Origin of the sequence: Allostreptomyces psammosilenae (assembly GCF_013407765.1) — a bacterium.
GTDB classification, from domain to species: domain Bacteria; phylum Actinomycetota; class Actinomycetes; order Streptomycetales; family Streptomycetaceae; genus Allostreptomyces; species Allostreptomyces psammosilenae.
The window spans coordinates 711,642-731,846 of the sequence record NZ_JACBZD010000001.1 but is presented as its reverse complement, the minus strand read 5'-3'; the positions used below and the strand labels follow the sequence as shown (position 1 = coordinate 731,846).

16 protein-coding genes and 1 pseudogene are annotated in these 20,205 nt (G+C 73.4%); 11 read left to right on the top strand and 6 right to left on the bottom strand.

The window, feature by feature from the left end; all coding sequences use genetic code 11:
• The first annotated feature begins 19 nt into the window (after positions 1 to 19).
• The gene (locus FHU37_RS02840) at positions 20 to 919 is read left to right on the top strand and encodes a prohibitin family protein (RefSeq protein WP_179812639.1); all 900 of its coding nucleotides are present in this window, start codon (positions 20 to 22) and stop codon (positions 917 to 919) included.
• 83 nt (positions 920 to 1,002) lie between these two features.
• Here FHU37_RS02840 and FHU37_RS02835 read toward each other — a convergent pair whose 3' ends face one another.
• Positions 1,003 to 1,800 carry a thioesterase II family protein gene (locus tag FHU37_RS02835; protein ID WP_179812638.1) on the bottom strand — a complete coding sequence of 266 codons (798 nt, stop codon included), beginning with the start codon at positions 1,798 to 1,800 and terminating at the stop codon, positions 1,003 to 1,005.
• 451 nt (positions 1,801 to 2,251) lie between these two features.
• Positions 2,252 to 2,731, bottom strand: coding sequence for a DoxX family protein (locus tag FHU37_RS02830; protein WP_179812637.1), 480 nt, complete (start codon positions 2,729 to 2,731; stop codon positions 2,252 to 2,254).
• Between the two features lie 510 nt (positions 2,732 to 3,241).
• Between FHU37_RS02830 and FHU37_RS02825 the strand changes: the two genes are divergently transcribed.
• Both FHU37_RS02825 and FHU37_RS02820 read left to right on the top strand, forming a co-directional pair.
• The gene (locus tag FHU37_RS02825; protein ID WP_179812636.1) at positions 3,242 to 3,676 is read left to right on the top strand and encodes a MerR family transcriptional regulator; all 435 of its coding nucleotides are present in this window, start codon (positions 3,242 to 3,244) and stop codon (positions 3,674 to 3,676) included.
• Positions 3,677 to 3,678: 2 nt separating this feature from the next.
• Complete coding sequence (locus FHU37_RS02820; protein WP_179812635.1) at positions 3,679 to 4,686, top strand: aldo/keto reductase; 1,008 nt, start codon at positions 3,679 to 3,681, stop codon at positions 4,684 to 4,686.
• 889 nt (positions 4,687 to 5,575) lie between these two features.
• Here FHU37_RS02820 and vph read toward each other — a convergent pair.
• The 3 genes and pseudogenes from vph to FHU37_RS02810 form a co-directional block, all read right to left on the bottom strand.
• A complete protein-coding gene (gene vph, locus FHU37_RS02815) occupies positions 5,576 to 6,439 on the bottom strand; it encodes a viomycin phosphotransferase (RefSeq protein ID WP_179812634.1) in 864 nt (287 codons plus the stop codon).
• 72 nt (positions 6,440 to 6,511) lie between these two features.
• Positions 6,512 to 6,646 (bottom strand): annotated as a pseudogene (locus FHU37_RS27695) (IS630 family transposase); the annotation flags it as partial.
• 121 nt (positions 6,647 to 6,767) lie between these two features.
• A complete protein-coding gene (locus tag FHU37_RS02810; RefSeq protein WP_179812633.1) occupies positions 6,768 to 7,796 on the bottom strand; it encodes a LacI family DNA-binding transcriptional regulator in 1,029 nt (342 codons plus the stop codon).
• Positions 7,797 to 8,063: 267 nt separating this feature from the next.
• Between FHU37_RS02810 and FHU37_RS02805 the strand changes: the two genes are divergently transcribed.
• The 4 genes from FHU37_RS02805 (at position 8,064) to FHU37_RS02790 (ending at position 13,416) form a co-directional block, all read left to right on the top strand.
• Positions 8,064 to 9,470: an ABC transporter substrate-binding protein gene (locus FHU37_RS02805; RefSeq protein ID WP_312892394.1), complete on the top strand. Its 1,407-nt coding sequence runs from the start codon at positions 8,064 to 8,066 to the stop codon at positions 9,468 to 9,470.
• Positions 9,471 to 9,734: 264 nt separating this feature from the next.
• Entirely contained in the window at positions 9,735 to 10,730 is a 996-nt protein-coding gene (locus tag FHU37_RS02800) for a carbohydrate ABC transporter permease (RefSeq protein ID WP_246449542.1), read from the top strand.
• Between the two features lie 67 nt (positions 10,731 to 10,797).
• The gene (locus tag FHU37_RS02795) at positions 10,798 to 11,733 is read left to right on the top strand and encodes a carbohydrate ABC transporter permease (RefSeq protein ID WP_179812632.1); all 936 of its coding nucleotides are present in this window, start codon (positions 10,798 to 10,800) and stop codon (positions 11,731 to 11,733) included.
• A gap of 273 nt (positions 11,734 to 12,006) precedes the next feature.
• Positions 12,007 to 13,416, top strand: coding sequence for a GH1 family beta-glucosidase (locus FHU37_RS02790; protein WP_312892737.1), 1,410 nt, complete (start codon positions 12,007 to 12,009; stop codon positions 13,414 to 13,416).
• Between the two features lie 315 nt (positions 13,417 to 13,731).
• Here FHU37_RS02790 and FHU37_RS29210 read toward each other — a convergent pair whose 3' ends face one another.
• Entirely contained in the window at positions 13,732 to 14,178 is a 447-nt protein-coding gene (locus FHU37_RS29210) for an SRPBCC domain-containing protein (RefSeq protein WP_179812630.1), read from the bottom strand.
• Positions 14,179 to 14,536: 358 nt separating this feature from the next.
• On the opposite strand from FHU37_RS29210, the gene FHU37_RS02780 reads away from it, so the two are divergent.
• From FHU37_RS02780 to FHU37_RS02765, 4 genes are read left to right on the top strand one after another with little or no spacing between them, the layout of a single operon-like run.
• Entirely contained in the window at positions 14,537 to 14,923 is a 387-nt protein-coding gene (locus tag FHU37_RS02780) for an ectoine synthase (protein WP_179812629.1), read from the top strand.
• Positions 14,923 to 17,634, top strand: a complete 2,712-nt coding sequence (locus FHU37_RS02775; RefSeq protein WP_179812628.1) for a class I adenylate-forming enzyme family protein — start codon at positions 14,923 to 14,925, stop codon at positions 17,632 to 17,634. The genes FHU37_RS02780 and FHU37_RS02775 overlap by 1 nt, the downstream gene beginning before the upstream one ends.
• Positions 17,631 to 18,842, top strand: a complete 1,212-nt coding sequence (locus FHU37_RS02770; protein WP_179812627.1) for an acyl-CoA dehydrogenase family protein — start codon at positions 17,631 to 17,633, stop codon at positions 18,840 to 18,842. Before FHU37_RS02775 ends, FHU37_RS02770 begins: the two co-directional genes overlap by 4 nt.
• Before the next feature lie 9 nt (positions 18,843 to 18,851).
• Positions 18,852 to 20,201 carry an MFS transporter gene (locus FHU37_RS02765; RefSeq protein ID WP_179812626.1) on the top strand — a complete coding sequence of 450 codons (1,350 nt, stop codon included), beginning with the start codon at positions 18,852 to 18,854 and terminating at the stop codon, positions 20,199 to 20,201.
• The last annotated feature ends 4 nt before the right edge of the window (positions 20,202 to 20,205 follow it).

The following is a 20,205-nucleotide window of genomic DNA, read 5'->3' as shown; positions in this document are numbered from 1 at the left end:
ACTCGGGGGGAGCCTCGCCATGTTCGTCCTCGCCCTACTGCTCATCGTGGTCGGCATCGTGATAACCGTCGCCGCCCGGCGGGCCTCCTGGCCCGGTTCGGCGGTCGCCGGCGGCCTCGCCGCCCTGCTCTCCGGGCTGTTCTTCGGTGTCCTGTCCCTGACACACACCGTGCAGGCCAACGAGGTCGGCGTGCCCGTCACCTTCGGCCGCGTCGGCGACCCGCTCCAGCCCGGTCTGCACCTGGTCTCGCCGTTCACCGACATCACCAGCTACTCCACCCGCCCCGTCAACCTCGACCTGGTCGGCGAGGAGACGGTGGAGGTGCGCTCCTCGCAGGGCGGCGTGCTGTACGCGGACGTCACCGTCAAGTGGTCGGTCATGCCCGAGGAGGCGACGGAACTGTACCGCCAGGCCGGCACCGAGGAGGCCGTCCAGGAGCGCCTGGTGCTCCCGGACAGCCGCGAGGTGGTGCGCAACGTGTTCGCCCGCTACACCAGCGAGGAGGGCTACGCCACCCGGCGGGAGGAGCTGGGTCCCGAGATCGCCGAGGCGCTGCGCGAGCGGCTCACCGAGCGCGGCATCACCGTGGACACCGTCAACCTGCGCAACGTGCGCCCCTCCGACCAGCTCCAGGAGCAGATCGACCTCACGATCCAGCAGCGCGAGCAGACCCAGCGCGCGGAGGAGGCCGTGCGCACCGCCGAGGCCGAGGCCGAGCGGATGCGCGTCGAGGCCGAGGCGGAGGCGGAGGCCAACCGGCTGCTGAGCGAGTCGCTGACCGACGAGATCCTGCTCAACCGCTGCATCGAGGCCTTCAGCGAGGCCGCCGCGCAGGGCGCGGTCTACGCGGTGCCCTGCGGCAACGGGGCGGGGACCCCGGTGATCGTGGACGGCACGGCCCCGCGCCAGGAGGAGTAGCCGGCGTCCGGACCGCGAACGTGCCCCGGCCCGGACGGGCCGGGGCACCGCCGTTCCGTGCGGTCAGCGGCCCCCGAGGGGCCTCACTCGCTCCCCGACCGCGTCGCCACCGCCCCGGCGGCGATCCCGTCGAACGCCTCGCCCAGGACGGCGCACACCTCCGCCCACCGCTCGCTCAGGTAGAAGTGGCCGCCGGGAAAGACCCGCCTCGCGAAGGGCCCGGTGGTGTGCGACCGCCACGCCCCGGCCTCCTCCAGGGTGGTCTTCGGGTCGTCGTCCCCCACCAGCACGGTGACCGGGCAGTCCAGCACGGCGTCCGGCGGGCACGGGTAGGTCTCGATCGCCCGGTAGTCGGCGCGCACGCAGTCGATCACCGTCCGCCGCAGCCAGGCGTCCTCCAGCAGGCTCAGGTCGGTGCCGCCGAGCCGGGCCAGGTCGTCGAGGATGCCGTCGTCGTCGAGCGTGTGCACCGGCGTCTCCTCGCGGACGGTGGACGGCCCGCGCCGGCCCGAGGCGAACAGGTGCGCCACCGGCGGTCCGCTCCGCCCGTCGCGCAGCCGCAGCGCCAGTTCGAAGGCGAGCAGGCTGCCCATGCTGTGCCCGAAGAGCACCAGCGGACGGTCGCTCCAGGAGGCCACCAGCGGCTGGACCCGGTCCACCAGGTCGGCGACGCTGTCCAGGCAGGGCTCCCGGAACCGGTCCTGCCGTCCGGGGTACTGGACGGCCACCACCTCCACCCGGGGAGCGAGCGCCTCCGCCATGGGCCGGAAGTAGCTCGCCGACCCGCCGGCGTGCGGGAAGCAGAGCAGGCGCGCCGCGGCCTCCGGCGCGGGTCGGTAGCGGCGCAGCCACAGCGCCTCGTCGGTAGCCGGTGCAGTCATGCTCTCCCCTGTTCCTCTCGGCCGGGCTCCGCCGCCACCGTTGCGGGGCGGGTGCCGGGGCGGGTGCCGGGGCCGCGCCGCCCCTGGCTCCCCGCCGCGTCGGCACGCCGGCGCCGCACCGCCTTCGGCGGGCGCACCGGCCGTCCGCGCGGCGGGGTCGTCGCGGACAGCCTCCACCGTCGGCACCCCCCGGAACAACCCCCACCCGAACACCACCGGCGGCGGTGTGACGGGGGGCCGGGACCGGGCACCCCGGCGCCCGCGCGACGCCGGGAGGAGTCGTCCGCGCGCGTACAAGACCTGAACGGAACGCCGGTCGTCCACGCCTCGGCGTCCGCTCCGCGCGGCCGGGCGTGGCGGAAGGGGCGGTGAACCACTCCGCCCACCGCGCGGCTCGGGCGGTGGGCGGAGTGCTTCGGTGTTGCTCCAGGGGTGTCGGGGCGTCCGGGCGTCAGTCCCGGGTGGCCACCGGGGTGGTTCTCCGCCGCCCCATGGTGGCGGACAGCGGGTCGTCCTGCCGCTGGCCGCCGCGGCCGGCGAGCAGTCCGTCCAGGGAGAACGCGCCCGGGCCGACGGCCGCCACGGCGAGGAAGGCCCAGCAGTACATCGCGGACGGCTCACCGCCGTTCTGCAGCGGCCACAGCCCCTCCGGCTGGTGGACGACGAAGTACGCGTACGCCATCGACCCCGAGCACAGCAGCGCGGCCGGGCGGGTGCCGAGGCCCACCAGCACCAGGGCGCCGCCGACGAGCTGGATCGCCGCGGCCCACCAGGAGGGCCATGCGAACAGCTCGGGGGAGTGCCCGCCGTGCGGGCCGCCGAGCACGCCGAACAGGGTGGCGGCGCCGTGGCAGGCGAAGAGCAGCCCGAACACCATGCGATTCAGGCCGAGGATGACGGAGGTCCAGCGCTCCGGAAAGGACAGGCTCATGACAGATGCCTCCAGACGAGGGCGAGGTGGCGCGGTGCGGCGTACCACAGGGGCGGGCTCGGCCGAAGGGACGGCGGGAGGTGACCCTCTCCCCCACCCGACGGCGGGTGCGGAGGCGGGGACGGTACATGCCCCACGACCATTCGACAGCGCGTGAGAGCGCTCCCAAACGACCGTGGGACAAGCGGCCTGGCTCGTTCCTGAGGGAAGGGTGCCTTGATGACGCAAACGCGTCAACCCATCTAACGCCGCATCAGCGTTCAATTTCGAACAGATCGGACCGCATCCTGAAATGGATGACGGCTCATCCCGGATCCGAATCGGAACTGGATCCAGACCAGAACCAGTCCCTCCGCGTAGTCCCTCCGCGCACTGGCCGAGGCGCGGAGGAGCCGCGGGCCGGCGGGCCGGCGGGGACCAGCGGCGGGAGGGCGCCGAGTCGGGACATTCGCGCCGAGATCGCCCCCGGCCTTGACCTGGAGCGCGGTCCAGGTATCAGGATTTCGGGCCGTGACCAACTACCGCACTCCGGGAGAGGTCGCCGACGAGTACGGCGTCTCCCTGGACACCTTGCGCTACTACGAACGCGTCGGCGTGCTGAACCCGGTGGAGCGCGGCGAGAACGGCCACCGGCGCTACCGGGACGACGACCTCGCCCTGCTGGACCTGGTGCGCTGCCTGCGCGAGACCGACATGCCGATGGCCGAGCTGCGCCGGTTCGCCGACCTCATCCGGGCCGGCGACGCCACCATCCCGGCGCGCATCGCGCTGCTGGACCAGCACGACGCCGACCTGGCCGAGCGGATCGCCCAGCTCAACCAGCGCCGCGAGGCCATCCGCAAGAAGATCGACTACTACCGCGGCGTGCTGGCCGAGGGCGGCGGCCAGGAGCCGGCCGCGACGTCCACCGAGAGCCCAGCCGACCCGAACAGCCCGGAGGAATGAGCATGCGCCAGATCGTCCTGCCCCCGTCCGACACCGCCGCCGACGCCGCGAGCGCCAACCCCGGCGGCGAGCTGGCGGTGAGCGAACTGTGCCTGGGCGCGATGCCCTTCGGCACCACCGTCGACGAGAAGACCTCCTTCGCGATCCTCGACCGGTTCGCCGAGGCCGGCGGGACCTTCGTGGACACCGCCAACAACTACGCGTTCTGGATCAACGGCACCCAGGGCGGGGAGAGCGAGACCGTCGTCGGCGCCTGGCTGGCCGACCGCGGGGTGCGCGACCGCATGGTGATCGCCACCAAGTGCGGCGCCCGGCCACGGCACCCCGGCGGGGGCCTGGAGGACATGGAGGGCCTGTCCCGGGACGTCGTCCGGCAGGCGATCGCCGGCTCCCTGGAACGCCTCGGCACCGACCGGGTGGACCTCTTCTACCCCCACGTGGACGACCGGTCCGTTCCGCTGGAGGCGACCGTACGGGCGCTGGCCGAGCTGGTGACGGAGGGCTCGGTGCGCGCCCTCGGGTGCAGCAACCACGCGGTGTGGCGGATGGAGCGGGCGCGGGCGATCGCCGAGCGCGAGGGCCTGCCCGGCTTCCGCGCCGTGCAGCAGCGCTACAGCTACCTGGCGCCCCGCACGGAGGTGCCCCTCCCGGAGGGCGGCCACCGGCACGCCAGCCCGGAGACCCTGGACTGGTTGACCGACCGCGGGCTGCCGCTGGTGGCCTACACCTCGCTGCTCTTCGGCGCCTACGACCGAACCGACAAGGAGCTGTCGCCGGCCTACAACCACCCCGGCACGGCCGCGCGGCTGGCCACGGTCCGCGAGGTGGCCACCGAGTGCGGCGCCAAGCCCGGCCAGGTGGTCCTCGCCTGGCTGCGCGCCCACCGGCCGACGGTGATCCCGCTGATCGGCGTGAGCTCCGTGGCGCAGCTGGACGACGCGCTGGCCTCGCTCGATCTGGAACTGAGCCAGGACCAGCACGACCGCCTGAACGACGCCGGCCGTTCCTGAAATCCCCTTCCCTCCCGGCCCGGAACGCGTGGCCGCCGTCGAACAGCGGCGCACGGCTGTTCCACGCGGCCGGGGAGGAACGCCGACCGCAGGAGACACGCGCCGCCACGGCACGGTGGGCCCGAATGTCTCCGGGCGGCAGGTCGCACGGCGGTGTCCCGTGTCCCGCACGGAACGCGGGACACCGCCGTTTCCCTCATGGGTGGGACATCGGCAGTTCGCTCTCGATGCGAGACGGGGGCGCCGCCCTTTCCCCAAGGAATGCGAGGCGTCGCTTTTATCCCCACCGAGCCCGGGGCGCCGCCGTTTCCCCCACGGAATGCCAGGCGTCGCTTTTATCCTCACGGAGCCCGGGGCACCGCCTTTTCTCCCAAGGAATGCGTGGCGTCGCTTTTATCCTCACAGAGCCCGGGGCACCGCCTTTTCTCCCACCGAAAGCAGGACGACCCTACTCCTCCTCACGGAACGCGGGGCGCCATCACGAGCACACCTTTCCACGGAGCGCTCCAAAAACCCGCTACCGCAACCGCCTATCCGCAAGCTCGAATTCCCCCTTGCCACCCATGCCCCGCCCGTGCTACCCCTTTGAAACACGGGGGCGCCGCGGTTATCCACAGGCAGACGGAGGGCTCTTGCCGATCTCGCCCTACCTGCGCTATCCCCTTGGAACATGGGGGCGGCGCAGTTATCCACAGGCAGACAGAAGCCCCTTGCCAACCTCTCCCCACATGCGCTATCCCCTTGGAACACGGGGGCGGCGCAGTTATCCACAGATCGGGAGAGGGCCCTTGCCACACCCACACTGATCACGCTAGTGCTGTGACCGCATGGGTTCGCCCGGGTTGCTGTTGCCGTGAGGTGCTCGGTGAAGTGGACGCGCCGGTGTGCCTCAGCGGTAGTCGGCCAGGCCGTCCGCGAGTTCCTCCTCGTCGCCGTCGCGGATTGCGTAGAGGGCTTGCTGCAGGGCGAATGTGCCGCGGATCGCGGCGATGCGGGTGGGGAGTCCGTGGTCCGACCAGTTGCCCCGGGCGAGCACCCGCTCCAGGAGCTCAGGGCCGTAGCTGGCGCCGATGGCCGCGAGGTCCTCGGCCGGGTCGCTGAGTGTGACGTCGTCCCAGTCGAGTACTCCGGAGAGGCGCGGTAGTCCGCGCGTCCACTCCCATAGGACGTTCTCGGCACCGAGGTCGCCGTGCACCACTGCTCGGGTGAGGTGGGGAAGACCGTCAAGTGCCGTGAGTTCCCGCTCGGCCCGTAGGCGTCCGCTATCGGACATGAGCGGGAACAGCTCCGCGCGTACGTTCTCCGCGAACCGCCGCCACCGGCCTTCTGCCACCGGAGGGAGAACTGCTCGGACCGTCTCGTCGGTGCCGGCACGGGCCAGATCGGACAGCAGGGTGGCGTACTGCGCCGCCACGGTGTCGACCACTCGGGCATCGTTCAGGGCGTCGGTTTCCAGCGGTTCCCCGGGAATGCGACTGAGTACCAGGAACGGCGCCTCGTCGGTGCCGTGGGCGCCGCCCTGGAGCAGCGGCTCGGGTGTGCGGAAGCCGAGATCGAGGTCGGCGAGCGCGTGTAGTACCGCCGCCCGCTGGGGCAGCCGGACGGCTGCTGCCCGGGTGCGAGGCAGGCACACGACGCGGTCCGAACCGATGACCGCGATGTGGAATTGCCCCTGCCGCACTACGAGGTCGCCCGGTTCGTCGTCGGGCAGCAGACGGCTCAGCAGAGCGCGATGAGTCGTACGGATGCTCACGGGTGTCCTCTGGTTCCTCACTGGGGCGGAGGCGATGCACGCGGAGTGCCGTCCGGCCGCGCCAACGAGCGGGCGTCCGTCCCGGTGAGAGCTCTGCTCACCGCGGATGCGGGCCCGTTCTCGACGTTGAGCGGCCAGAACGTCGGGATGGCGGGCGTTGGCGTTGCGCCATCGCGGACCGCCGTGCAGGGCCCGGGTCTGCACCGTGCGGGTGAAGGGCCGGCCGACCGCGTACCCGCGCCGCCGAGGCACACGCCGGCCCGCCATCCAGCACGGGCCCGCCAACCGGCACGCGCCACCCCACCGGCCGGCCCGCCCCACCCGCCGTTCAGGCGGAGTCGCGGCGGACCAGTTCGGTGCCCAGGACCACCTGGCGGCGGGCCTTCCCCGGGTCGGCGATCTGCTCCATCAGCAGCTTGGCCAGTGTCCGCCCGACCTCCTCGATCGGCTGGCGGACACTCGTCAGCGGTGGGTCGGTGTGCCGGGCGATCGCGGAGTCCTCGAAGCCCACCAGGGCCACGTCCTCCGGCACCCGGCGCCCGGCCGCGCGCAGCACCGACAGCGCGGCCGCCGCCATGACGTCGGAGGCGGCGAAGACCGCGTCCAGGTCCGGGCGCCTGGCCAGCAGCTCCGCCATCGCCCGGCGCCCGCCCTCCTCGGTGAAGTCCGCCCGCTCGATCAGGTCCTCCTGCACGGGCACACCGCCGAGCTGGAGCGCCTTGCGGTAGCCGTCCAGCCGCCCGCGGGCGACGTCCATGTCGAGCGGCCCGGTGATCGCCGCGATGGAGCGCCTGCCGCGGCGCAGCAGGTGGCTGACGGCCGCCGCGGCGCCGCCCACGTTGTCGGAGTGCACGTGGGTCAGCGGCTCCAGTTCGGATCGGCGTCCGGCCAGCACCACGGGCAGCTCGATGCGCTCCAGCACCTCCAGCAGCGGGTCGTCGCCGTGCACGGAGACCATCATCACGCCGTCGACGCGGTGCGCGTGCAGGTAGTCGGCCAGTTTGCGCCGCTCCGCGTCGCTGCGCACCAGGATCAGCAGCAGCTGCACGTCGGAGAGCGAGAGTTCGGCGCTGACGCCGCGGATGATGTCCGAGAAGTACGGTTCACCGACCAGCTTGGACTCCGACTCCGGAACGATCAGCGCGACCGAGTCGGTCCGGCTGGTGACCAGGGTCCGGGCGGCCCGGTTGGGGACGTAGCCGAGTTCCTCGATGGCGGAGCGCACCGCCTCGCGGGTCTCGGCGCTGACCCGCGGGGAGCCGTTCACGACGCGGGAGACCGTGCCGCGCCCGACCCCGGCGCGGGCGGCAACGGCTTCGAGCGTGGGCCGGTTGGCCCGCCGAACTGTTGGGTTCATCGTCCACCTCTCGCCATACCGGATGCCGGGGGCGCCTCCCGGCGCGGAACGCGCAGCTTGCAGCGTAGCGCCGACCATCCGCGCCCATGTCGCGGACTGCGGCGCCACCCCCCGGGCGCGGGAGCGGACGAGGGTCGCAACGCGACACGGTGGTGTGACGGACTGTCATGTTGCCACGGAGAACTCTGTCCTCAGCCTTGACACCGCATACCTGACGACCCGAAGCTTCACGCAACCGCGATCGTGGGAGCGCTCCCACGATCTCCCGTGACGTTCCACGCCCGGGAGTCCGCGTTCCGGCGCGCCAACACCGCGCCGGATCAGCGGATCCCGAGCGTCGAGGAGGACTGGATGGGCACGGTTCACCAGCGAGCGGCATCGCCGGGGCGACGGCGAGCACGCCCGCGCGCCGCCATGGCCGTCGCGGCCGCCACCTGCCTGGCGCTGGTCGCCGGCTGCGGCGGCGGTGGCGAGGAGACCTCCGACGACGGGCGGATCACGCTCCAGGTCGGCCTGTACGGCGTGTTCGGCTACGAGCAGGCCGGGCTCTTCGAGGAGTACGAGCGGCTCAACCCCGACATCCGGATCGAGGCGCAGGCCGCCGGCGAGGAGGACGTCTACTACCAGAACCTGCTGACCCGGATCGGCGGCGGCGGGGACCTGATGGACATCCAGGCCATCGAGGTCGGCCGGATCAAGGAGATCGTCGACCAGCACGCCGACGTCTTCTCCGACCTCTCCCAGGTGCCCGGCGTCGAACCCACCGACTGGCCGGAGTGGAAGTCCGCGCAGGCCACCACGGCCGACGGCCGGCTGATCGGCGCGGGCACCGACATCGGACCGATGGCCGTGTGCTACCGCACCGACTTCTTCGAACAGGCCGGCCTGCCCACCGACCGCGAGGCCGTCTCCCAGCTGTGGGCGTCCGGGTGGGACGCCTACGTGGACACCGGCGAGCAGTTCATGGCGAGCGGCCCCGAGGGCGTCGCCTTCATGGACACCGCCTCCGGCCTGTACAACGCGGCGATCAGCGCCAGCCCGCTGCAGTACTACGACGAGTCCGGCAACCTGATCTACCAGGAGAACCCGGCGGTCCAGGAGGCCTGGGACGTCGCCGCGCGCGCGGCGGGCAGCGGCATGACGGCGGGCCTGCGCCAGTTCGAGACCGGCTGGGAGCAGGCCTTCGGCGACAACGCCTTCGCGACCGTCATCTGCCCCTCCTGGATGCTCGCCCAGGTCCAGCTGTTCGCCGGCGAGGAGAACGCCGGGAAGTGGGACGTGGCCCGGGCGCCGCACGGCGCCAACTGGGGCGGCTCCTTCCTCGCCGTGCCGGAGGAGAGCGAGCACAAGGAGGAGGCGCAGGCACTCGCCGCCTGGCTGACCGCGCCCGAGCAGCAGCAGCGGGTCTTCACCCAGGAAGCGATCTTCCCCTCGTCGGTGGAGGCGATGGAGTCCGACACCGTGCGCGGGGCGACGCTGGAGTACTTCAACGGCGCGCCGATCGGCGAGATCTTCGTCGCCGCCGCGGAGGAGGTCCCGACGATCACCCTCGGCTCCCGGGACGGCGTGATCATGGACGCCATCGCGGAGGGCATCGAGCGGATCGAGCAGGGAGCCGACCCGGCGGAGTCCTGGGAGGCCAGCGTCGCCGAGATCGGGCGCATCGTCGGCTGACCCGTGCCGCCGGGGACCGGCGATCCCGCCCCGGGCGGCCTCCCGTCCCGCCCCGCCCGGCTCCGGTCCCCGGCTCCTCCCGCCCCCCTGGGCTCCCGCGCCGGCGTCCGACAGGGCGTCCCCGACCGTGCGTCCCCGACCCGATGTCCGACCCGGCGCACCACGCGGCGTCCCCGACCCGACGTCCGCGCCCCGCCTCCCGCCCACCGTCCTCGCCCGCCATCCGGACGGTGGGCGGGGAACCAGCCGAGGAAGGAGGCCGTCTTGGCCACCTCCACCGCACCACCGACCAAGGAACCACGCCCACCCTCCGGGCGCTCCCCCGCGCCCCGTTCGACCACCTCCCGCCGGCAGGCCTGGAGCTCCCGGTGGCATGCCCTCGACATGCGGGCGGCCCCGTACGCGTACATCGCCCCGTTCTTCGTGCTCTTCGGCGCCTTCGGGCTCTACCCGCTGATCTACACCGGGTGGGTATCGCTGCACCGGGTCGACCTGGGCAGCACCGAGATGGAGTGGCTGGGGCTGGAGAACTACACGGCGCTGGTCCAGGACGAGCTGTTCTGGAACGCCCTGTGGAACACCTTCACCCTGGGGGTGCTCTCCACCGTCCCGCAGTTGCTGATGGCCCTGGGCATCGCGCACCTGCTGAACTACCGGCTGCGCGGCTCGATCTTCTTCCGGGTGGCCGCGCTGACCCCGTACGCCACCTCGGTCGCCGCCTCGGCGCTGATCTTCTCGCTGCTGTTCAGCCCCGGCGACGAGGCGGTGATGAACTGGTTCCTCGGGCTGGTCGGGATCGACGCCGTGGACTGGGAGAACGGCGACCTCACCGCGCAGATCGCCATCTCGGTCATCGTGACGTGGCGCTGGACCGGCTACAACGCCCTGCTGTACCTGGCCGCGATGCAGGCGATCTCCAGGGACCTCTACGAGGCGTCGGCGATCGACGGGGCCTCCCGCTGGCAGCAGTTCCGCCAGGTCACCATCCCGGGCATCCGGCCGACCATCGTGTTCACGGTGGTGCTCTCCACGATCGGGGCCACCCAGCTGTTCGGCGAGCCGCTGATCTTCGGTGGCGCCGCCGGAGCGAGCGGCGGGATCAACAACCAGTACCAGACGCTCGGCCTGCTGCTCTACGAGAACGGCTGGACGTACGGCCACCTGGGACGCGGCGCGGCCATCGCCTGGCTGATGTTCCTGATCCTGCTGATCGTCTTCGCCCTCAACGCACTGGTCTCACGCCGCCTGCGCAGGTCCTGACGCCCGACCGCGTTGGGGTGTCCGGGCCCGTGCCCGGCCGGCCCACGCGAGAGATGGAGACCGAGAGATGACGACCGACACCACGGCGGCGGCCCGCCCGCCCCGCGGTTCCTCCCCCGGAGCGGCCGCCGCTCCACCGGCCGGCGCCCCGGCACGGCGGCGCCGGCTCGCGCCGGGCGCCGGACGCCAGATGGACGCCGGCCCGGTGGCGTACGTCCTGCTGGGCATCACCGCCCTGCTGTCGCTCTTCCCGCTGTACTGGACGGTGGTGGCCGCCTCGCAGGACACCGGTCGGCTCGCCGACACCCCGCCGCCGTTCCTGCCCGGCCCCAACCTGTGGAGCAACCTCTCCGCGGCCTGGGAGCAGGCGAACATGGCGACGGCGATGTTCAACAGCTTCGTCGTGGCCGCGGTGATCTCGCTGGCCACCGTGCTCTTCGGCACCCTGGCCGGGTTCGCCTTCGCCAAGCTGACGTTCCGGCTGCGCAACGTGCTGCTGATGGTGGTGATCGGGACGATGATGATCCCGCCGCAGCTCAGCGTCGTCCCGCTGTACATGCTCATCAACCAGCTCGACTGGACCAACCAGCTCCAGGCCGTGATCCTGCCGACGCTGGTCAGCGCGGTGGGCGTGTTCTTCATGCGCCAGTACATCGCCGAGGCGCTGCCGTTCGAGCTGATCGAGGCGGCCCGGGTGGACGGCGCGCACAGCCTGCGGATCTTCTGGAGCGTGGTGCTGCCGATCGCCCGTCCGGCGATGGCCGTGCTGTTCATGATCACCTTCGTCCAGGCCTGGAACGAGTTCTTCTGGCCCTTCCTGGTCCTGGACCAGAACAACCCCACCGTGCAGGTCTCGCTCACCCAGCTCAGCCAGGGCTACGTGCCGGACCAGTCGCTGATCATGGCGGGGGCGCTCCTGGGCACGCTGCCGCTGCTGCTGCTCTTCGTGGTCTTCGGCCGGCAGATCGTCAGCGGCATCATGCAGGGCGCGGTGAAGGGTTGATGAGGAATCGTCCTCACGGAGCCGCCCGGACTGCCTACCATGGAGCGTCCCCACAAATGAGAGCGCTCTCAAGAGCGCTCTCGATGTAACCACGTCCCCCCGAACGAACGGATGACCAACGTGGCAGCCGTACATCCCACCACCACGCCGTCGCCCGTCTCCGCCCCCGGCAGCACCGTCGCGCCGGAGCTGGCCACGGCCCACCTCACCCAGGAGCCCGCGGCGAACGCCCCGACGCCCGCCCCGGAGACGGCCCCGGAGAACGCCGCGGAGATCCGCTTCCCCAGCGGCTTCCTCTGGGGCGCGGCGACCGCCGCCTACCAGATCGAGGGCGCCGCCGCCGAGGACGGCCGCACCCCCTCGATCTGGGACACCTTCTCGCACACGCCCGGCCGGGTGCGCGGCGGCGACACCGGCGACGTCGCCGCCGACCACTACCACCGCTACCGCGAGGACGTCGCCCTGATGGCGGACCTGGGCCTGCGCGCCTACCGGTTCTCCGTCTCCTGGTCCCGGGTCCAGCCCACCGGGCGCGGCCCCGCCGTCCGCTCCGGCCTGGACTTCTACCGGCGGCTCACCGACGAGCTGCTGGAGGCCGGCATCACCCCGGTCGTCACCCTCTACCACTGGGACCTCCCGCAGGACCTGGAGGACGCCGGGGGATGGCCGCACCGCGACACCGCCCGGCGGTTCGCCGACTACGCCACCCTGGTGGCCGAGGCGCTCGGCGACCGGATCGGCATGTGGTCCACCCTCAACGAACCGTGGTGCTCGGCCTTCCTCGGCTACGGCTCCGGAGTGCACGCCCCCGGCCGCACCGAACCGGCGGCCGCGCTGCGCGCCGCGCACCACCTGAACCTGGCGCACGGCCTGGGCGCCCAGGCGCTGCGCGCCACGCTGCCGTCCGACGCGCAGCTGTCCGTGACGCTGAACCTGGTGGAGGCCAGGCCGCTCACCGCCAGCGCGGCGGACGCGGACGCCGCCCGGCGGATCGACGCCCTGGCCAACCGGGTGTTCACCGGCCCGATGCTGTCCGGCGCCTACCCGCCCGACCTGATCGCGGACACCGCCAAGGTCACCGACTGGTCGTTCGTCCAGGGCGGCGACCTGGAGGCGATCGGCCGCGTGCCGATCGACGTGCTGGGCGTCAACTACTACTACCCCTCAGTGGTGTCCGCGCTGGACGGCTCCGCCGGGGAGGCCGCGCACGGCGACGACGGTCACGGCGCCAGCACCCACTCCCCCTGGCCCGGGGCCGACCAGGTCGCCTTCCACCTCCCGCCCGGCCCGCGCACCGCGATGAACTGGGCGGTGGACCCGAGCGGGCTGTACGACCTGCTGGTGCGCACCCAGCGGGAGCACCCCGGGCTGCCGCTGATGATCACCGAGAACGGCGCGGCGTTCGACGACCGCCTCGACGAGGACGGGCGGGTGCGCGACCCGGAGCGGATCTCCTACCTGCACGGCCACCTCGCCGCGGTGGCCCGGGCGCTGGACGCCGGGGTGGACGTGCGGGGCTACTTCCTGTGGTCCCTGCTGGACAACTTCGAGTGGTCCTACGGCTACAGCCGCCGCTTCGGCGCGGTCTACGTGGACTACCCGACGCAGCGGCGCATCCCCAAGGACAGCGCCCGCTGGTACGCGAACGTGGTGCGCGGCAACCGGCTCCCGGCCCAGCCGTGAGCCCTGCGGGCAGGCGGTGAGCCCTGCGGGGCGGCGTCAACCCTGCGGGGCGGCGTCAACCCTGCGGGGCGGCGTGAGCCCTGCGGGGCGGCCGTGGCCCGGGCGGAGCCGCCGGGACGCCGGCTCGGGGCCGGCGCGCCGTCACCCGCACCGCACCGCTGACCGTCCCACCGCCCCGCGACCGTCCGCCCGTCGACCATCCGCCCCGACGCGCCGTCCGGGCCGCCGCTCTCCCCGGCGGCGGCTCCGGACGGCGCCGCGGGCCCCGGGGCCGCCGGCGCGTCCGGCCACGGCCGGTGGTCGCCCGCGGAGCCGTCAGGCGCCGGGGGCGGACTCGGCGACCCGGGCCAGGGCCTTGTCCATGACCGGGAACTGCGGCGCCGTCCACCGCCGCATCCGGGGGCGCAGCAGCGGCATCAGCAGGCCGGTGAAGTCCTCGCGGTGCTCCAGCCGGGTGCGGTCCCCGTCCAGCGGGCGCAGGTAGAACTGGTGCTCGCCGGCGAAGAGCCGCGCGTGCACGAGCTTGCCGAGCCAGCGCAGTTCCCGTCCGGGCACGGCGGCCACCACGGTCGGGCTGAAGGTGGTGACCCGGCCCTTGAGGTCGCGGAACCTCATCAGCAGGGTCTCGCCGGGGGTGGCGCTGCCGCTGGCGGAGAAGATGAAGGGGTTCCACTCCTGGTAGCCGGCGAAGTCGGTGAGGACCTCCCAGACCCGTTCGGGCGGCGCGTCGATCTCGATGCTGGTGGTGACGGAGAAGGGCACGGGCGCGCGCTCCAATCGGTCGCCGTTGTGGGGGACGGCCGCACGGGGTGACGAGCGCAGGTTAGCGGGCGCCGCTGAAGGCTCGGTGAAGAATTCCTGCACGCGGCCTTCCGTCCCGGGCGGCCGCCCGCCGGGCGCGGTCCCCGGACGTGGCCGAACGCGCCCGGCGCGATCGCCGCTGTGTCGCGGATCACACCCGGGGCGCGCTTGACGATCACCTCGGCTCACGCCGACGATTCCCCTTGGTCTGCGCTCTCGACCGGATCGATCCCGCCCAGCGTCGTGGCCCCCGTGGGCCCACCGAGCCCCACGTTCCCGCCGCTGCCCACGACACCGTCCTCCACCACCGGAGCCTGCGATGTTGATCAGATCAGTGGCCGAATTATCCGGCACCAAGTACGAGGTCGAGTGGGGCAACGGCACCAGTTGGCGTCTGCTCACCGCCGGGGACAACATGGGGTTCACCGTCTGCCACACGGTGGTGCGGGCCGGCACCTCCTCCCTGCTGGAGTACCGCGCGCACCTGGAGGCGTGCTACTGCCTGGCCGGCTCCGGCGAGATCGAGGACGCGGACGGCACCGTCCACCGGATCACCCCCGGCGTGCTGTACGCCCTCGACCGCCACGACCGGCACCACCTGCGCGCGGACCCGCACACCGACCTGACGCTGATCAGCGTCTTCAACCCGCCGCTGCACGGCACCGAACGCCATCTGCTGGACCGCGACGAAGCGTCGTCCTATTGATGTCGCGCGCGCTCCCCCCGGACCAGGACCCGTCCGCAGCGGCCACCCACTTCCACGCCCTCTTCGAGCGGCACGCCCGGCGGACGCCGGAGCGCACGGCCGTCACCCTGGAGGGCACCCACATCCGCTACGGGGCCCTGAACGCGGCGGCCGACGCCTACGCGGCCGGACTGCTCGCCCTCGGCGCCGCCCCCGGCGACCGGGTGGTGGTCTACGCCGACCTGTCACCGGGCGTCATCGCCGCGGTCATCGGCATCCTCAAGGCGGGCTGCTGCGTCGTCACGATCCACCCGACCTTCGACCGGCGCAAGCTGCTGTTCCAGATCGCCGAGTCCGACGCCGCCGTCCTGTTCACCGACCGGGCCGCCGACCTCGGCGACCTGCTGGCCGAGACCGACCTGACGGCCGTCTGGCCGCTCGACGACGACTCCGCGGACCCTGGGCGGGCGACCCGCCGCGCCCGTCCGCTCGCCCGCCCGCGGCTCGGGCCGGGCATCCCGGTGGCCGGGCAGCTCGCCGCCCTGTTCTACACCTCCGGCTCCAGCGCCGCCCCCAAGGGCGTGACCATCACCCACCGCAACATGCTCGCCGCCCTGCGGGCCGTCACCGGATACCTGGCGAACACCGCCGACGACGTGGTGCTCAGCTACGCGCCGATCGGCTCGGACTTCGGCTTCTACAACATCATGATGCCGCTGTCCTACGGCGGCCGGGTGGTGCTGGGGCGCGGCCTGCCGCGGCGGCCCGAGGAGATCCTGGAGACCATCGACCGGGAGGGCGTGACGGCCGTGCACGCCTTCCCCTCCGTGCTGGCCCGGCTGTGCGCGGTCGACGACCTCTCGCGGTTCGCGATCCCGACGGTCCGCTACCTGTCCAGCACCGGGCAGCGGCTGCCCGTCGAGCACATCAGGAGACTGCGCGCCGCCTTCCCGGACGTGCCGATCCACTCCATGTACGGGCTGACGGAGTGCAAGCGGGTGGCCGCCCTGCCGCCGGAGGAGCTCGACCGGCGCCCCACCTCGGTGGGCCGGCCCATCCCCGGCGTGACCGCCTACCTGGTCGACGACGCGGGCGCGCCGATCGAGGAACCGGACGTCGTCGGCGAACTCGCCCTCAGCGGCGACCTGGTGATGCAGGGCTACTGGCGCCGCCCGGAGCTCACCGAACGGGTGCTGCGCCGGGGCCTGTTCGGCGCGGAGGCGGTGCTGTTCACCGGCGACCTGTTCACCCGGGACCGGGACGGCTTCCTGTACTGGGTGGCGCGCCGGGACGACGCCTTCGCGCGGTCGTTGTTCAAGGTGAACCCGCACGAGGTCGAGGCGCGGCTGCGGCAGCACCCCGACGTGGTCGATGCCGCCGTGGTGCCGCTGCCGGACGAGGAGGCCGGCCAGGTGCCCGCCGCCTGCGTCGTCCTGCGCGCGGAGGCCACCCGCGGCGGTGCCACCGCCGACGCGGAGGAACTGCGGCGGCACTGCGCGCTCGCCCTGGACTGGCACATGGTGCCGGCGGTGGTCGCCTTCTACGACGAGCTGCCGCGCACCGACTCCGGCAAGACGGACCGCCGGAGGCTGGAGCGGGAGCTGGCCGCCCGCACCCGGCCGCCGGCCGCCGACTCCGAGGCGGTCCACGCCGAAGGAGCCGACGCCGAAGCAGCCCACGCCGAGCCCGCCGACGCAGAGCCCGCCGACGCAGAGCCGGCCCACGCCGAGCCGGCCCACGCCGCGGCACCCGGCTACGTGGCGGCCTCCCCCATGCTGGCCCTCGCCGACCGCTTCGACGCCATCGCCACCGGACGCGACCAGGTCCCCCGCCGACCGGTGCGCTCCACCATCCGGGACCGCGTCGACGATCCGCTGCTCCTCGCCTACCAGGACCGCATGGTGGAGCGGGCCGGACCGCTCTTCCACCACTTCCTGGCCAGCGTTCCGGGCGTGCTGGAGGAACTGTCCCGGGTCGGCCTCGCGCTGTGCCGGCTGGCCGAGCGCCGGGCGGCCCGGGAGGGGCGGGGCCTCACCTTCTACGAGGCCGACGCCTTCGACGGCACCGCCGGCCGGACACTCGCCGAGTTCGCGCGGGGCCGCGTCACCACGCTGACCAGCTCGCCCAACAAAGCCAACGAACCGTACTTCCACGCCGACGCCGACCCCGCCCGCTCCCGGTACTTCCCCGACTCGCTGTTCCGGCTCACCAGCCGGACACTGCGCGAGAACCCCGAGTACGCGCCGTTCCGGGACGGCGTGGACTTCGTCTACGAGACCGCCGCGTTCCAGTTCTACGGCAAGGACCGCCCCGCCCAGATCGCCCACCTCGCCGAGGTGCTGCGCCCCGGCGGGCTGGCCTTCTTCCTGGAGAAGCTGAACCACCCGGACCCGCGCGAGTACCGGCGGCGGGAGGAGGCCAAGGACTCGATCCACAAGGCCGCCTACTTCTCGCCCGAGGAGATCGAACGCAAGCGGCGCGAGATGCTCTCCCGGATGGTGGACGGCCAGGTCGCCTTCGACGACCTCGTCGCCGCGCTCAGCGAGCGCTTCGGCCACGTGTACCTGCTCTGGAACGGCACCAACTTCTACGAGTTCGTGGCCGGCGACGACGCGGACCTGCTCGGGGAGTTCCTCGAACTCTCCGGCCGGCCGCACATCCCGGACGCGTTCCGGTTCGAGGAGCACCTCGTCCGCCGGGTCGGCGGACGCGAGGGGGAGCGGACACCATGAACGACACCGGACCGCCCCCGCCGGGCGCCGACCCCGAGGTCTGCGAGCGGGTCGACGCGCTCGCCGGCCGCTGGCGGGAGCGCGCCGCCATCGCCGAACGGGCGCGCCGCCTGCCCCGGGAGACCATCGCCGAACTGTCCGACGCCGGCCTGCTCCACATCGTCGCCCCCACCCGCCACGGCGGTCCCGGGTACGGCTGGCCCACGCTCGTCGAGGCCGCCCGGCGGGCCGCCCGCGCCTGCCCGTCGACCGGATGGGTCATCGGCGTCGTCGGCGGACACGCCGCACTGGCCGGCCGACTGCCCGAGCCGGTCACGGCGCTGCTGTTCGCCGACGGCCCACGGCAGCTCTTCGCCACGGCCTCCGCCGCGGCCGACGGACGGATCACCCGGGTCGCCGGCGGCGTCGAGGTGACCGGGCGGTGGCGGTTCTGCTCCGCCGTCGACCACGCGGAGTGGATCATCGTCAACGGACCGTGCCGGGACGCCACCGGCGCGGCCGGCACGGATGGCACGGCCGGCGGCGAGCGGGTCCTGGTCCCGCTGCGCACCGACCGGGTCCGGGTGGAGGACGACTGGTACGTCTCCGGGATGTCCGCCACCGGCTCCCGGACCATCGCCGTCGACGGCGAGTTCGTGCCCGAGGAGCGCGTCGACCCGCTGTCCCGCTGCTTCGCCGAGCGCTGGTCGAAGGAGTCCGCGCCCACCGACTACCTCGGCGAGGTGCCCTTCCGGTCCTACGCCACCAGCTCGATCATCGGACCGCTGCTGGGCTGCGCCGAGGGCGCGTTCGAGGCCTACCTGGCCGGGCTGCGCACTCCCGCCGGCCGCCCGTCGCCGCGGTCGGAGCAACCACTGGTGCGGGACGGCCTGACCGAGAGCGCCGCCGAGCTGGCCTGCGCCCGCCACCTGTACGACGCCGTCTGCGCCACCCTGCACGCGGCCGGCGTCGAGCGGCGGGCCCTCTCCGCGGCCGAGTCGGCCACGGTCAGCCGGGACCGCGCCTACCTGGCACGGCTGTGCGAGCGGGCCGTGCACCGGCTGGTCCGGCTGACCGGAACCGCAGCGCACCTGGAGGACCACCCGCTCGCCCGGCACTGGCGCGACGTGCAGATGATGGCCGCGCACCGGGACGTGAGCTGGGCGCTGACCCACCATGCCTACGCCGCCGTGGCGGTCGGCGGCCCGTCCACGCCCCCGGAGGGGTGACCGACCCCAGTGGGCGCCGCTCGCAGCCCCGGCCCGCGCAACCGGGGCGGCGGGGACGGCCGGGACCGTCGGGACCGCCGGCTGCTGCTGGGCGCCTTCCTGCTCTTCCTGTGCTCCTCGGTCGGGCAGACCTTCTTCGTCTCGCTGTTCGCCCACGACATCCGCGCGGAGCACCGGCTCTCCCACGGCGGGTACGCCGGCCTGTACCTGGTCGCCACGCTGGCCGGCGCGCTCGCCCTGGCCGGCTCCGGGCACCTGGTCGACCGTCACCCGGCGCGCCGCGTCGTACTGCTCACCGTCCCCGCGCTTGCGCTGGGCACCGCCGCCATGGCGCTCTCCCGGCACCCGCTGCCCCTCCTGGTCGCCCTGTTCCTGCTGCGCTTCCTCGGGCAGGGCATGCTCACCCACACCGCCTTCACCCTGCTGGGCCGCCGGTTCACCCGGAGCCGCGGCCGGGCCGTGTCGCTCGCGACCCTGGGGCTGAGCGTCGGCGAGGCGCTGTTCCCGGTGGCGGCGGTGGCCCTGGCCGCCACCGTCGGCTGGCGCGGGGTGTGGTGGCTGGCCGCCGCCCTGCTGCTCGCCGCCGGCGCCAGCACCGCCGCCCTCTTCACCGCCGAACGCCGCCCCGCCCCCACCCCCGCCCCCACCCCCGCCCCCGGTGAACCAGGCGAACCAGGCGCACCGGGCCGCCCAGGCGAAACCAACAGAGCAGCCCAACCGGGCGATCCCACCCCGAGCCGGACCCGCGCCGAGGCGCTGCGCGACCCCTCCTTCTACCGGGTCCTGCTCGCCACCGCGGCACCGGCCCTGGTGAGCAACACCGTCTTCTTCCACCAGGCGCACCTCGCCCAGTCCCGGAACTGGTCGCTCACCGCGACGGCGTCGGCCTTCACCGTCTACGCGGTCGCGACCGTGCTGTGCAACCTGGTCGGCGGCCGGCTGCTGGACCGGCTCTCCGCGCTGGCGCTGCTGCCCTACTTCCTGCTCCCCTCGGGCGCCGGCCTGCTGCTGCTGGGCACGGTGGACGCCCAGTGGGGCCTGTTCGCCTTCATGGCCCTGCACGGCGTCAGCAACGGCCTGTCGCTGAGCCTGTTCGGGGCGACCTGGCCCGAGCTGTACGGCGTCCACCACCTCGGCGCCATCCGCTCGGTCGTCGTGACGGCCCTGGTGTTCGCCTCCGCCGCCGGCCCCGGCCTGAGCGGCCTGCTCCTGGACCGCGGCGTCGGCCACCCCACCCACCTGGTCGCCCTGGCCGTCTACTGCTTCGCGGCCTCGGCGCTCACCGCCCGGCTCCCCCACCGCCCGTCCCCGTCACCCGGTCGGCGCCACCGGGGTGACGTCGCGGCACGTTCCGGGTAGGCGC

Excerpts from the sequence above, each read along its gene's own strand:
- FHU37_RS02840 (WP_179812639.1), top strand. The coding sequence starts at position 20 with ATGTTCGTCCTCGCCCTACTGCTCATCGTGGTCGGCATCGTGATAACC.
- FHU37_RS02835 (WP_179812638.1), bottom strand. The coding sequence starts at position 1,800 with ATGACTGCACCGGCTACCGACGAGGCGCTGTGGCTGCGCCGCTACCGA.
- FHU37_RS02830 (WP_179812637.1), bottom strand. The coding sequence starts at position 2,731 with ATGAGCCTGTCCTTTCCGGAGCGCTGGACCTCCGTCATCCTCGGCCTG.
- FHU37_RS02820 (WP_179812635.1), top strand. The coding sequence starts at position 3,679 with ATGCGCCAGATCGTCCTGCCCCCGTCCGACACCGCCGCCGACGCCGCG.
- FHU37_RS02810 (WP_179812633.1), bottom strand. The coding sequence starts at position 7,796 with ATGAACCCAACAGTTCGGCGGGCCAACCGGCCCACGCTCGAAGCCGTT.
- FHU37_RS02795 (WP_179812632.1), top strand. The coding sequence starts at position 10,798 with ATGACGACCGACACCACGGCGGCGGCCCGCCCGCCCCGCGGTTCCTCC.
- FHU37_RS02780 (WP_179812629.1), top strand. The coding sequence starts at position 14,537 with ATGTTGATCAGATCAGTGGCCGAATTATCCGGCACCAAGTACGAGGTC.
- FHU37_RS02775 (WP_179812628.1), top strand. The coding sequence starts at position 14,923 with ATGTCGCGCGCGCTCCCCCCGGACCAGGACCCGTCCGCAGCGGCCACC.
- FHU37_RS02770 (WP_179812627.1), top strand. The coding sequence starts at position 17,631 with ATGAACGACACCGGACCGCCCCCGCCGGGCGCCGACCCCGAGGTCTGC.